The 14,003-nt window shown below is 46.2% G+C and carries 16 protein-coding genes; all 16 read right to left on the reverse strand.

Going from position 1 to position 14,003, the window contains the following annotated elements:
* Window positions 1-47 precede the first annotated feature (47 nt).
* Entirely contained in the window at window positions 48-1,058 is a 1,011-nt protein-coding gene (gene obgE, locus BLU87_RS12910) for a GTPase ObgE (RefSeq protein ID WP_092349322.1), read from the reverse strand.
* 92 nt (window positions 1,059-1,150) lie between these two features.
* On the reverse strand, window positions 1,151-1,405 hold the full coding sequence (gene rpmA / locus BLU87_RS12915; RefSeq protein ID WP_092349325.1) for a 50S ribosomal protein L27: 255 nt from the start codon (window positions 1,403-1,405) through the stop codon (window positions 1,151-1,153).
* A gap of 12 nt (window positions 1,406-1,417) precedes the next feature.
* The gene (rplU, locus tag BLU87_RS12920; protein ID WP_092349328.1) at window positions 1,418-1,726 is read right to left on the reverse strand and encodes a 50S ribosomal protein L21; all 309 of its coding nucleotides are present in this window, start codon (window positions 1,724-1,726) and stop codon (window positions 1,418-1,420) included.
* Between the two features lie 181 nt (window positions 1,727-1,907).
* Window positions 1,908-3,326 (reverse strand): NADH-quinone oxidoreductase subunit N, encoded by a 1,419-nt coding sequence (locus BLU87_RS12925; RefSeq protein WP_139167562.1) that lies wholly within the window; start codon window positions 3,324-3,326, stop codon window positions 1,908-1,910.
* 20 nt (window positions 3,327-3,346) lie between these two features.
* On the reverse strand, window positions 3,347-4,945 hold the full coding sequence (locus tag BLU87_RS12930; protein WP_092349334.1) for a complex I subunit 4 family protein: 1,599 nt from the start codon (window positions 4,943-4,945) through the stop codon (window positions 3,347-3,349).
* A gap of 53 nt (window positions 4,946-4,998) precedes the next feature.
* On the reverse strand, window positions 4,999-6,765 hold the full coding sequence (locus tag BLU87_RS12935; RefSeq protein WP_092349337.1) for a Na(+)/H(+) antiporter subunit D: 1,767 nt from the start codon (window positions 6,763-6,765) through the stop codon (window positions 4,999-5,001).
* The gene (locus BLU87_RS12940; RefSeq protein WP_092349340.1) at window positions 6,755-7,003 is read right to left on the reverse strand and encodes a hypothetical protein; all 249 of its coding nucleotides are present in this window, start codon (window positions 7,001-7,003) and stop codon (window positions 6,755-6,757) included. The genes BLU87_RS12935 and BLU87_RS12940 overlap by 11 nt, the downstream gene beginning before the upstream one ends.
* A complete protein-coding gene (locus BLU87_RS12945; RefSeq protein WP_092349343.1) occupies window positions 7,000-8,493 on the reverse strand; it encodes a monovalent cation/H+ antiporter subunit D family protein in 1,494 nt (497 codons plus the stop codon). The genes BLU87_RS12940 and BLU87_RS12945 overlap by 4 nt, the downstream gene beginning before the upstream one ends.
* 84 nt (window positions 8,494-8,577) lie before the next feature.
* On the reverse strand, window positions 8,578-8,895 hold the full coding sequence (nuoK, locus tag BLU87_RS12950; RefSeq protein ID WP_092349346.1) for an NADH-quinone oxidoreductase subunit NuoK: 318 nt from the start codon (window positions 8,893-8,895) through the stop codon (window positions 8,578-8,580).
* A complete protein-coding gene (locus BLU87_RS12955; protein WP_092349349.1) occupies window positions 8,892-9,419 on the reverse strand; it encodes an NADH-quinone oxidoreductase subunit J family protein in 528 nt (175 codons plus the stop codon). Before BLU87_RS12955 ends, nuoK begins: the two co-directional genes overlap by 4 nt.
* The gene (locus BLU87_RS12960) at window positions 9,416-9,856 is read right to left on the reverse strand and encodes a NuoI/complex I 23 kDa subunit family protein (RefSeq protein WP_092349352.1); all 441 of its coding nucleotides are present in this window, start codon (window positions 9,854-9,856) and stop codon (window positions 9,416-9,418) included. Before BLU87_RS12960 ends, BLU87_RS12955 begins: the two co-directional genes overlap by 4 nt.
* Window positions 9,853-10,839, reverse strand: coding sequence for an NADH-quinone oxidoreductase subunit NuoH (gene nuoH / locus BLU87_RS12965; RefSeq protein ID WP_092349355.1), 987 nt, complete (start codon window positions 10,837-10,839; stop codon window positions 9,853-9,855). Before nuoH ends, BLU87_RS12960 begins: the two co-directional genes overlap by 4 nt.
* Window positions 10,840-10,844: 5 nt before the next feature.
* A complete protein-coding gene (locus BLU87_RS12970) occupies window positions 10,845-11,972 on the reverse strand; it encodes an NADH-quinone oxidoreductase subunit D (RefSeq protein ID WP_092349358.1) in 1,128 nt (375 codons plus the stop codon).
* Window positions 11,972-12,514, reverse strand: a complete 543-nt coding sequence (locus BLU87_RS12975) for an NADH-quinone oxidoreductase subunit C (RefSeq protein WP_092349361.1) — start codon at window positions 12,512-12,514, stop codon at window positions 11,972-11,974. The genes BLU87_RS12970 and BLU87_RS12975 overlap by 1 nt, the downstream gene beginning before the upstream one ends.
* Before the next feature lie 4 nt (window positions 12,515-12,518).
* Window positions 12,519-13,112 (reverse strand): NADH-quinone oxidoreductase subunit B, encoded by a 594-nt coding sequence (locus BLU87_RS12980; RefSeq protein ID WP_092349364.1) that lies wholly within the window; start codon window positions 13,110-13,112, stop codon window positions 12,519-12,521.
* Window positions 13,085-13,477, reverse strand: a complete 393-nt coding sequence (locus tag BLU87_RS12985; protein ID WP_092349367.1) for an NADH-quinone oxidoreductase subunit A — start codon at window positions 13,475-13,477, stop codon at window positions 13,085-13,087. The genes BLU87_RS12980 and BLU87_RS12985 overlap by 28 nt, the downstream gene beginning before the upstream one ends.
* Window positions 13,478-14,003 lie beyond the last annotated feature (526 nt).

Below are 14,003 nucleotides of genomic sequence, written 5' to 3' on the forward strand. Positions count from 1 at the left end.
TATAATCATGTGCCGTTACCCCTGACGACACTACAGTGTTTGCAAAGTTAAGCTGAACGAAGTCGGTCGAGTTCATCACCAACGGCAGTGACCAACTCTTTTAGCCCTTCACCAGTAACAGCTGATACGCTAAAGACCAAATAACCGAGTGATTGAAAATGTTCCATCAATTCCGATGTCTGCTGTCGGACTTCGGGGACATCAATTTTGGTTAAGACAACAATTTGTGGCTTGCCGGTCAAGGATTGATCATAACGCTTAAGTTCATTGTTAATCATCTCGAAATTTTCAAACGGATCCCCTTCCTGCATACAGGAAGTATCAACAAGATGGAGAAATAAATCGGTCCGTTCAACGTGTCGCAAAAACCGTGTCCCCAGACCCTGACCTTCGCTGGCACCAGCAATTAAACCAGGAATATCAGCCATGACCATGGTCTTGTACCCCCCATACGGAACGACTCCGAGATTCGGGACAAGGGTAGTAAATGGATAATCGGCAATTTTCGGTTTGGCTGCCGACAACGATGATATCAAAGTTGATTTTCCAGCATTTGGCAAACCCACTAAACCGATATCTGCCAATAATTTCAATTCCAATCGTAATGACTTAACTTCACCGGGGATTCCTGGTTGAGCATGCCGTGGAGCTCGATTGGTACTCGTCGCAAAACGGGCATTGCCGCGCCCCCCTTTACCTCCAGGGAGAAACAGTAACGGTTCGCCAACTTCAGTCAAATCCGCGAGCACTTCATTGGTTTCATCATCATAGATCAGTGTCCCTTGTGGCACACGCAATTCTAAATCATCACCATTTTTTCCGTGCTTAGTTTTACCCAAACCTGGCGCGCCATTTTTCGCTTTACAATGATGCAGATAGCGGTAATCAAGCAATGTAGACAGAGCGCTATCGACCACAAAGTAGACATTCCCACCGTCACCACCGTCACCACCGTCAGGTCCGCCTCTGGGGACAAACTTTTCACGCAGAAATGAGACACAACCACGGCCCCCATCTCCCGCTTTAACTTCGATTCGCACCTGATCAACAAACTTCATCGATTCACTCCGCTAAAAACTCCAAAAACGACAGAACCCGGCCACCGCAAAGCGATACCGGGTTCTTCTTAATTCATGCTTAACCAAGCTGATCAGTCAGCGTAAACGCTGATATGCTTACGTCCTTGTGCCTTGGTTTCAAACTTTACAACACCGTCAATCTTTGCGAACAAGGTGTAGTCCTTGCCACAGCCAACATTCACACCGGGATGGAAAGTTGTGCCACGTTGACGAACCAGGATTGAACCGGAAGAAACTGCTTCACCACCAAAACGTTTAATACCTAGTCTTTGACCGGCACTATCACGTCCGTTCCTGGAACTACCGGCCGCTTTCTTATGAGCCATGAGAGTGCCTCCTTAAGCTTCGATTGCCGCGACTTTAAGTCGGGTAATGGGTTGACGATGGCCGAATTTTCTCCGACTGCCACCGCGCCGTTTGGATTTAAAGATAAGGACCTTCTTATCTTTTTCCTGGGCTACGATCTGTGCCTTAACCTTTGCACCTGGTACGAGAGGTGTTCCGAGTTTAACCTCTGCGCCACCGACCATGAGGACTTGATCGAGTTCAATGGTATCACCCACTGCACCGTCAAGCATTTCGACCTTCAACAGGTCGCCTTCGGAAACTTTGTACTGTTTGCCTCCGGTCTTGATCACCGCATACATTGTTAATATTCTCCTATATTTTGAGCTAACATACAAACGCAGATATTGCGCTGCAACCGCAGACTTTATATGGTCAATTGATAATTTGTCAAGACAAATCCTATACCTTTATCTGCTGATGGCTAAACGCAAAAGCCCACCTGAATTCAGGTGGGCTTTTGTAGAATCATAAACTGAGTAATTACAGTAGTGTAGCAACAGCCTCTTTAGCAGCAGCCAGGATACTCTGCGGCATAGCACCGATCAATATAATTGCGAGAATAAAGAAGGTTCCCATTATCTTTGCTCCGAATGGCAGGATAATAACGTCCTGCTCATTGTCAGCAGCGCAATATGCGGCCCGTGCCATCTTCAGGTAATAGAAGGCAGCAACAGCCGCATTCATAATGGCGATAATCACTAACGCATAGAACCCTTTATCGAGAGCTCCGGTAAACACCATAAACTTACCCATAAAGCCGATGGTCGGTGGCACACCAGCCATGCCAAAGACTGACACAAGCAAAGTTAGCGCTAACAGCGGAGAGCGGCGTGATAAACCTTTCAGATCATCAAAAGTGACATTTTCACCCTTGGGTGAAATATTGTAAATCACGTAAAATGCACCCAAGTTCATCAAGAGGTAACCAATGACATAAAATACCGCAGCTGCCATACCCATTTCATCGGCCGTCAAAATACCAATCATGACATAACCTGCATGGGCGATACTGGAGTATGCAAGCAAACGCTTCAAGTCAGTTTGTACCAAGGCACTGAAGTTGCCAAAAACCATTGACATGACAGCGATAACCGCCAAAACCCAAGTCACTTGAGTGATATCGACACCGGCGACCGAGACAAACCGGAGCAGGATCAAAACGGCGCCAACCTTAGGCAGAGTTGCAACAAAACCGGTCGTTTCATTTGCTGCCCCCTGATAAACATCAGGAGCCCAAAAGTGCATAGGGAACATTGCCAATTTATAAAAGAATGCGGTCATGACCAGAACAATTGCAATCACCGCCAGAGGTTGCGTTGCAACTAATCCTGGTAGCTTTTCAGTCAGCTCAACAAGGTAGGTTGTATGTGTCAAACCGAAGATATAGCTCATTCCATAGAGAGTCAAACCCGTCGAAGCAGCCCCAAAAAGGAGATACTTAATTCCCGCTTCTACGTGGATGCGACCTTGTCCCCGGCGAAATGGAATAATGACATACAGAGCATATGACGATATTTCCAGACTCAACAACATTGTCAGCAGCTCAACAGAACTACTCAAGAAGACCAGACCAAGAGCACTGATCGACAGAAACATGTTGTATTCTGTATGCAATCTTTCTTCAATCCCAGTCAGACCAGTGCCAAGTAAAAAGACCAGAAACAAACCAAGGACAATGACAACCTTGAACAATTGGGACAGGGAGTCAATTCGATAGACATCATAAAACATCAGTCCCTGAGTACCAATACTAGCGACAGTGACAACCAAGGTAACCGCTGCCAGCACCAGACTTACTGCCTGGACAGTACCAGTACGAAACTTGCCCAAGGTCATAAAAAACAAAACCAAGGTCGTCATCATCAGGGCAATTTCTGGCATAAAAACCGTGTTTAGCATAAGTTGATCCGATTCGTGAGTTAAAAGAGGTTCTTGATCCAAGTACCGGCATTTTCCAGCAGTGCATGGCTCTCACCATGATGCACAGCTTCCGGCAGGACACTACCAGCATCTATCTGCTGAAGAAGATGAGCCACACTAGAATCCATCATATCAAGCAGTGGCGTCGGATGAAGACCAATCCAGAAAACAAAAACGGTCAAGAACGCCAGTTGAATAAATTCGCGGAAGTTACAATCGAACAGAGTGTGTCCGCCTTTGTCTCCATGATCATCACCATGATGGGCATGACCATCTGAGTCGTCCCAGACCATCTTCTGCATCAGGCGCAGCATGTATGCAGCGGCCAAAACGGCACCGAGAATTGAGATCGCACCAACCAGCGGGTACTTATCGAAAGCACCATAAAGAACAAGGAACTCGCCAACAAAACTGTTGGTCCCAGGAAAAGCCAAAGACGAAAGAGAGAATATTCCCAGAAAGGTCACATAGATCGGCATAAACATTCCGAGCTTGCTGTTATCAGCGATCTCCCGACTGTGGGTCCGCTCATAAATTATCCCGATGAGAATAAACAGAGCACCAGTTGTCACCCCGTGGTTGATCATCTGAAGCATCGCCCCCTTGATACCAGCATCATTCAAGAGGAAGATTCCCAAGGTCACAAATCCCATATGGCCGACCGAAGAATAAGCGATCAACTTTTTAATATCGGTCTGTCCTAAAGCGAGATAACCGCCTACGATGATGCTGACCAGTGACATAATAAGCAATAGGGGGACGAAATATAGTGTCGCCGTCGGAGCCATAGGCAGACAGAAGCGCAAGAATCCGTAGCCACCCATCTTCAACAGAATACTGGCGAGGATAACAGAACCTGCGACCGGAGCCTCAACATGAGCTGCTGGCAACCAGGTGTGGAAAGGAAACATTGGCATCTTGATTGCGAAACCAAGGGCACATGCGAGAAAGATCCACACCTGAAATGAAAAGGTGAATTCAAAAGCCATCAACTCAGGGATAAAGAAGGTTCCAGTTTTGATGTACATAGCGACGATCGATACAAGCAGGAAGATACTTCCAGCAAAGGTGTAGATAAAGAATTTGATCGAAGCATAGTCTTTTCGTTCACCGCCCCAAATAGCGATGATCAGATACATGGGGACAAGCATCCCCTCCCAGAAGATCCAGAAGAGCACGGTATTCAAACTGACAAAAACACCGATCATTGCTGTTTCCATCAACAAGGTAACAACAGCAAATTCTTTCCATCGGGTTTTGATGTAGGTCCACGAACAGAGGACACACAAGGGCATAACCAGGGTAGTGAGCAGCACAAGCAATACACTAATGCCATCGACACCAACGACATAATTGAGATTTAAAGCGGGAAACCAATGACGTAACTCAACAAACTGATACTTCGCAGTCGCCTGGTCAAAGTTGCTCCATAGTGGCAGTGAAATAAACGCCGTCACTAAAGTAACAGCAAGAGACCAGAATTTGATCACTGTATCACCACGTAAAAACATGGCCACAATTGCTCCGATTACCGGTACGATCAACAGCAACGATAGAATCGGAAAGTTCAATGTATTCAGGATTAGATAGTTTTCCATGACTTCCTACTGTCTAAGAGTAATTGCCTGGCTGGTTAAAATAGCAGTCAGGGTCAGACCAGAACTACAACGATAAGGACAATGAACAACAGAGCCACTGCAGCGCCAATGTAATGCTGCAACTTTCCGGTTTGAAACTGTCGTACCTGTTCTCCACCCTTAACAACACCACGAGCGCTACCATCAAGAGCCCAATCAATCCCTTCCCAATCAAACCAGGAAAGAGCTCGCGCAAGTGCCATTGTCAGACGCAACCCAATATTTTTATAAACATTGCTAATCCATTCATTTGTCGAACTAACAGGCTTATTTGCAAACCACATGAACCAACCTGCACCGCGACGATAGAACCAATCAAGATCAAGATTTGAGACATCATGAGGCTTCAGATATTTGACCATGAAATAGAAACCAAGCCCCGTAAAACCAAGGAGATGAAAAGTCTCAGTCAGATGGTAACTGGTGTATGGATGATAATGCACAGCGTAGGGCAACATGTCATAAAGATAATCGGGATAGAAACCAAGGAAAATGCACATGAAAGCCGCCATAAACATGCCAACCTGCATATTCCAGTGCGCCTCTTTTGGTTTCAGACCACTATCTCTCGGGCCGAAAAAGATAAAATAGGGCAACTTGATGCCAACTGAAAGGAACGTCCCGACAGCTGCTAACAGCAGCATACTCATAATAACCAACTGATGGTTGTTTCCTGCCGCAGTAATAATCATCGACTTACTGATAAAACCACTCGTTAGCGGGAAGCCAGAAATTGCGATACCACCGATAACTGTGAATATCATGGTGTATGGCATATACTTATACAAGCCGCCCAACTCACTAAGTTTGGAACGTCCGGTCATTTCCAGAACACTCCCTACCCCCATGAACAACAACGCTTTGTACAGAATATGAGCATAAGCATGTGCACTTGCGCCGTTAATCGCCATCTCGGTACCGATACCGACAGCACAGACCATATAGCCGACCTGACTAACAATATGATAAGCCAAAATCCGTCGCGCATCATTTTCGATAACCGCGTAAGCAACCCCATACAGAGTCATAATGGCACCCAGGATTGTTAACGTTTCAAATCCAGCAAACCCACGTGCGAGAACATAGACAGCAGTTTTGGTCGTAAACGCGCACATAAAGACCGCGCCTGTAACTGTCGCTTCGGGGTATGCATCAGGAAGCCAAGCATGTATCGGTGGAACAGCGGCATTGAGCATAAAGCCAATCATGATCAAATAATCAGCAACAGTTGCATGATCAACCGAAATCAGATCAAACGTCAGGTCGCCGACATTCTGATAGCGGAGGAAAATCCCGCCGAGCAGAATCAAGCCACCAAAAGTATGCACGAGTAAATACCGGTAACCCGCCTCAATAGAGCGCTTACGTTTGCGGTACCAGATCAGGAAGACAGAGGCGAATGCCATCATTTCCCAGAATATAAATACCGTTAAATAGTCACCGGCCAAGGTTGTGCCCAATGAACCGGCAACATACAACCAGGCAGCGAAGTGCTGACCACTCTCCTTAACGTGTAGACCAAAAATGCTGCCGATCAACGCCATCAAGGTGAATACGTGTAAAAAAACCATCGTCAGTCGGTCAACCCGACCAAAATGGAGTTCGACTCCTAGCCAGTCAACTTTTCCAAATGATTCTGGTAAGTACTGAATCTGAATAAAAGCTACCAGAGGGATCAAAACCAACCACACCTTCTGGATCTTCATTTTCTTGGCTAAGGGCAATAGCAGCGCACCAACAATAAACATGGTGGCTGGATGCATAAATATACTACTTGTCATAATGGTCCTTGTCCCTCTCCAGCCACACGTGTGAGAGCCCTTTACAGAAAACTATCATTGCCAGACAACCGACGAGAGCGAAGACCGCCCAGAACCCAACCAGGTGATCACCCCAGAAATGGGCATGCGAACGATCTGCAAAAAAATCAAACCCGATAGCAAAAACCAAATAGGCCACAAATGACCATTTCAGCAGACCAGGCCTTTCCCGCAAGTAAGTTAGAAAATTAACAATCATGACTTCACCAATAGGTTAATAAGGTCGAGAAACAGAGTTGGATAGACACCAATAAGTACCGAAATAGCTCCAGTTATCACTAGCGGAACCACCATAAACATAATCAGCGGTTGGCTCTCAAGACTACTGGTTAAACCTTCATCTTCTGGCAAGGGCTTGCCAAAAAAGGCTTTCAGAACAACTGGAACAAAATACCCGGCATTGAGTAAACTACTGGTCAGCAAAACACAAAGTAATATCCAGTTATGGAGATCAATTGTCCCCAGGGCCAAATACCATTTGGTCACAAAACCACCGACAGGAGGGACACCAATCATCCCCAAGGAAGCCAGACCGAAGGCGACCATAGTCCAAGGCATCCGTTTTCCCAATCCACCCATTTCAGAAATGTCTTTTTTACCGGACGCGACAAAGATACAGCCCGCCGCAAAAAAGAGAGTGATTTTGGCAAATGCATGGTTGGCGATATGGATCAAACCACCCGTAATTGAATTCGGCGTTAACATAGCGACGCCGAGAACAATATAGGACAATTGACTCACCGTAGAGTACGCCAGACGGGCTTTCAGGTTAGTTTTAGTCAAAGCGATAACTGATGCTATCAAGATAGTAAAGGAGACAAAGTAAGCCGTCATCAGGCCCAATCCGGTCTCATTGAGAATATTGGTACCGAAAATCGACAACATCACACGACTGATGGAGAACACACCGACCTTGACAACAACAACAGCATGCAACAATGCACTGACTGGAGTAGGAGCAACCATGGCGTCAGGCAGCCAGTTATGTAACGGCATGATACCCGCCTTGGCAAAACCGAAGAGGCAAAGCAGATATGCGGCAACAACCACATAACGATCAGCGTCAGCCGGGAAGATTCCCTGGGCAATGTTAGCGGAATTAAAATCCAGGGTGCCACAAACAACATAGATGATCACCATGGCCGGCAACAAGAAGGCCTTTGAGGTGAACATCAGGTAAATGATGTATTTTTTGGCCCCCGCATAACCCTCTTCATCTTGATGGTGCATAACCAGTGGATAGGTGAAGATGGAAACGATCTCATAGAACAAATACAGGGTGAACAGGTTTCCAGAGAATGCTGCACCCATGGCCGCACCAACGGAAACGGCATAACACACATAGAAGCGTGTCTGCGCATGTTCTTCAAGACCACGCATATAGCCAACACAATAGAGGCTGGCAAGAATCCACAGGAACGATGCCACAAGGGCAAAGATGACTCCCAGCGGGTCGAGATTCAGCTTAACTGAAACCCCGGGGTAAAGTTCAAACAGGGTATACTGCAGTTGATCTCCGGCCTGAATCACAGGCAGGAAGCTCAAAACCGAGGCAAAGGTCAGAATAGCACCGATGGTCGACAGGCTATCGCGCAGATTCTCTTTTTTCCCCGTGAGCATAACAAGTAAGCCCGTAATCATCGGGATCATCGTTGTTATAACAATTTTACTGGTGATAATTGTGTTCATTGCATGTACTTTCTCAAGTGGTGTGTCGTGCCAGCAAACAGCGTGACTGCCGTTACCAACTGCAAAAACGTCAGAGGTGCAATATCACATTTTCATATCCTGAAGCTCTTCAGGATCTTCACTTTGATACTTACGGTACACCGCGATAATCATACTGATCGCGATTGCCGCCTCAGCAGCAGCAATCCCCATAATAAACAAAGCATATATCTGCCCGACGGCAGGATTTGGTGCGACAAAGTGATTAAATGCCATAAAGTTTAATGCGGCACCGTTGAGGATAAATTCACTCGAGATCAAGATGCCGATCAACGAACGGTGCTGCACCATGCCGTACAATCCAATAACAAGCAAGACAGCTGCGATAATCAGATATGTATTTAAATTGGAACTGATCATCATGATGTCTTTTCCTCCCGACCATCACGAGCGAGAATGATGGCTCCAATAATGGCTGTCAGTAATATGACCGAAATTAATTCAAAGGCCAGACAATATTGATAAAGCAGATTCTCACCGACAAAGCGTATGGACATATCTCCAACCCGCTCTGAGGCTGCTGTAAAATGAGTCCGTAAGATCATGGCGACAAACAAACCAATGAATGCAACGGAACAGGTCACCAGAGCTAGAGGCAGATTTTTTCTTTCCTGTTTCTTGGCTGCAAGCTGGTCCGGTGTATTACCGATCATGACGCCAAGGACAATGATGATACACACGGCCCCAACATAAATCAGGATTTGCATCATCGTCAGAAACGGACTCCCTAAGTAAAAATAGAGACCAGCAACACCGAACAATGCAACCGCCAAGCCTAGAACTGCATGCATTAACATCTTCGAGCGGATAGCCATAAATCCCCCCATGAATGTCAACGCCACAAAACCGTAAAAGAGAGCCTCGGCGACATACTCAAAGACAATCATTCCCGTTCCTCCACTCTCTTTAAGAGGTCGAAGTGAAAATTCGCACGCTCATACCCAGCCAATTCATAATCATTGGAATAATCGAGGGTTTTTGTCGGGCAGACCTCAACGCATGCACCACATAAACTACACTTGGTAAAATCCAAGTTAAAAACAACACACACCTTGCCCTTGACGCCCTCACGCTTTTCCCCCTCAACGACAATACAGTCGGACGGGCATTCACGCATGCAACTACCACAGGATATGCATTTATGTGTTCCGGTATCGGCAAACTTGACCAGATCAATATGACCACGATAATTTGGAGTGATCTCCAGTTTTTCGCGTGGATACTGGCAAGTAACAATGGGTGAGAACATCGCCTTGATAGTGACCTTCAGGCCAAGGATTAGGCTCCATGCTCCCCTGAACAACTCTGAGAAATAGGATTTCATACCAGTTTCACCATCACGACAGTTATAAGTAGGTTAACCAGAGAAAATGGGATCAGATACTTCCAACAAAAGTTCATCAACTGATCGAAACGCGTTCTCGGGTAAGTCCAACGAATCCAGACCAGAAAGAACATCAGCAGATAGACCTTCATTAAAAACCAGACGATCCCGGTGTATTCAAAAAACGGCAGTGGAATTCCTGAGCTACCGCCAAGGAAAAACACTGTTGCAACACTACAGACAATGAACATATTCGCATATTCACCGAGCACGAACAGACTGAAACTCATGCCGCTATATTCGGTATGAAAGCCGGCGGTAAGTTCGCTCTCAGCTTCGGGCAAATCAAACGGGGCCCGGTTTGTCTCAGCAACCATAGCAACAATATAGATCAGGAATGCCAGAGGTTGAATAACCACAAACCATACCGGGCTCTGTGCCGCGGCAATCTCTTTGAGACTGAACGTATTGGTCATGAAGACAATCGCCAGCAGAGAAATCAACATCGGAATTTCATAAGCAACGTTCTGTGCCACTGAACGGATAGCACCAAACAACGAATACTTATTATTCGAACTCCACCCACCAATCAGAATTGCCAAGACGTTGATAGAGGCGAAAGCCAGAATCACCAGCATCCCGATATCGAGGTCAAAGCCCTGAATTTTCTCACTGAAGGGCAAAACCAGCAGGGGAACAAAGACCGGAGCAAAAGCGAGCAGAGGCGCGAGCATATACAGTGGTTTATCCGCATTCACAGGGATTACCAACTGTTTACCCATCAGCTTCAAACCATCAACAACCAGCTGATAGAGGCCATGAAAGCCAACCTCCATGGGGCCAGGTCGCAACATGATACGGCCTGCCAATTTCCGCTCGGCATATCCCATCACCAGAGCATTGCCAAACACGATCACGGCTCCGCAAACGGCACAAACAACGATCCGAATTAGCTCCGGAAGTAAACTGTTAAAGATTTCCATATACCCTACCTGTCAATCTCGGGGATAACCAGATCAAGAGCCCCCATAGCTGATACCACATCCGAAATAAGCATTCCCTGGCACATCTCAGGAACAACACTCAAATTTGAATATGACGGGGTTCTCACTTTGAGACGATACGGGACATCCGTTCCATCAGAAACTAGATAAAACGAAAGCTCACCACGTGGAGACTCTACCGAACTATTATAATCACCGGCAGGAATGTTCAACTTCTTGGGAACCTTAGCTGCCATCACTGGACCTTCTGGCAAACCATCCAACGCCTGCTCGATAATACGTAAGCTTTGTTCAAGCTCACGGAAACGAACCATGAATGACGCCATACAGTCACCTTTGGTCGCTGTCGGTATCTCAAAATCAAACTGCGAATAGATTGAATACGGCTCTGCGCGGCGGATATCGTACGCAACACCAGTACCACGCAATAACGGGCCAGTGATACCATAACGATTACAGGTATGAGGGTTCAGATCACCAACATCATTCAGACGATTCTCCAAAATAACATTGCCGTTGACCAAAGTTTCATATAATGAATAACGACTACGGAGACGATCGATAAAAGCTCGGGTTTTGGTCACAAACTTTTCATCGATATCCTTACTCACACCACCAACCCGGAAATAGCAATAGGTCAGACGGGAGCCGGTCACATCTTCAAGAATATCAAGGATATGTTCGCGGTCATCAAAAGCGTACATAATCGGGGTAAAGGCCCCGAGGTCGAGCAAGTAAGCCCCATACCAGAGCAGATGACTTTGAATCCGGTTCAGCTCCGAGGTAATCACACGAATGTATTCAGCCCGCTCAGGCACTTCAATACCGACAGCCTTTTCAAGCAACTGCGCGAAGCCATGGTTATAAATCAACGCCCCAAGGTAATCCATCCGTGCCGTATTTGGCATAAATGACTTGGCTGGTTTGAATTCGGCGATCTTCTCATGACAACGATGTCCATAACCGAGAACCGGCAACAGATGCATCGCGTACTCACCTTCAAGCTCCAGTAGTACCCGCAACACCCCATGAGTACTTGGATGCTGTGGACCCATATTCAGGACATAGCGATGGTGGCTGCTATCTTCCAATACTTCAATATCCATACTCATCAGCTCTGCTCCTGATTCTTGGTGGCTTCGGGCTTCACCTCAGGGACAACCTTAGGTTTTGGCTCGGGCGCAGGCTCAGGCGGCTTACGCCTTATCGCATCAACATTTTTAACTTTGCCCTCAGCCTTTAATAGCGGCTTCAGATCAACGTCTTCCTCTGCCAAAATCAACGGGTGAAGATATGGATGGTCAATAAAAACAACACCGTGCAGATCACGAACCTCACGTTCATGCCAGTTAGCACCCTGAAAAATATCAGAGATCGTAGCGATTTCACCATTTTCGTCAACGCTGGTCCGAGCCATGACCCGGCAACGGCTCTCATGGTAAGCAAACTGATAGACCATCTCAATCGCTGGCGCGACATGCACCGCCATCAAACCCACCAGATAAAACCCCTCATCGAGCATCAAAACGGCAAGATCACGCACCTTGTCACGTTCTAAGGAGAGGTTATAGTCATAACCACTCACAGCGTAGTCGACCTCTTCAATCGCCGTCGTCAAACCTTGCCACTGTTTTTTTACTTTATTAATGTCCATCGCTCTACGCACCCTCCGGCATCTTGTTCTGCGGGAATGGGAAACGCTTGCCGGTAATTTTTTCCTGCAATTGCAGAATTCCCTCAATCAAGGCTTCCGGGCGTGGAGGGCAACCAGGGACGTAAACATCAACCGGGATCAACTTATCAACACCCAGAACAACATCATAGTTTGCCTCAACAGCAAAAGGACCACCAGCTATAGCGCAGTTACCCATAGCAATAACGTAACGTGGAGCCGGCATCTGCTCATACAAAGTCACAAGAGCTGGAGCCATTTTACGGTTCACAGTACCAGCAACGATCATCAAGTCCGATTGACGCGGTGAAGGACGAAAGACCTCAGCCCCATAACGGGCTAAATCGAAACGCGCCATACCACTGCACATCATCTCAATAGCACAACAAGAGAGACCAAAAGTCAGCGGCCAAAGTGAATTAGCCCGACACAGATCAAAAATCGCATCAGACAACTTCATCTGCACCAGAGGTGACTCATCAACCGTCTTGGTTCGCTGCTGAGATGCGCCATCGTAGCGCTCTGCACACTCCTTTGAATAGGAGTGGATGTTTAGCAGGCTTTTCTTCTGTTCGGCCACGTAAATACTCCCTTAACCCAGGCATAAACAATCGCCAGAGATAAAATGCCAACAAAGATCAATAGTTCAGAAATTCCTCGTACTGCCGAAACCGTATCAAAGGCAGTCGCAACGGGGAACAGATAAAGAACATCAACATCAAACGCAAGAAAGATCAGAGCGTAGAGGTAGTATGAAATATCAAAACGGATATTCCATGCAGAACCATAAGGATCCATACCACACTCATAGGTTTCACGAGTTTTACTGTATAGATGACGAGGGGCAAAGAACACCGACAGCAGCAATGGTGCCAAGCCACAGATTATGCCCATAATCAGCAGCACAATCACATACATGTAATCGACCAGATACTGTTCGACCATAACGATATTATCTCCATAACGGGAATTTGCATGAAGAATGCTTTTTCAGACCAAGCCGCCCCACACAATTTCAATGTGCATATACACATTTTTTAGAGGTGTATACAAACCACGTCTCTTCTAGCGGAACCCCACTTTCTTGTCAAGAATTTTATTAAAATGTTTTTTGCCACCAAAACGATGAAAAGCTCTAACTATATGATTTAAAAAGGTTATAAATTATCTCACTTTTCAAAGATGACGTTTCCTCTCCTCTTTACTGTGAATACAGTATACAATCTACCTATCAAAGTTATCGACATAAGTTGTCATTTCAGATCATCAGTTTAAAAACACGAAACAGGGTCATTTTGACTTTATTCCAATCTGCACTTTAGCGAAGGGAGCGACTAGTTGCGACAATGCGCAAAGCAAAATTATTATCAGGTTTCAATCCACGCTCCCGCGAAGGGAGCGACAGTAATAATATATTTAACTATACTCGTTACGCTGTGTTTCAATCCACGCTCCCGCGAAGGGAGCGACC

The organism is Desulfuromusa kysingii, assembly GCF_900107645.1.
GTDB classification, from domain to species: Bacteria; Desulfobacterota; Desulfuromonadia; order Desulfuromonadales; family Geopsychrobacteraceae; genus Desulfuromusa; species Desulfuromusa kysingii.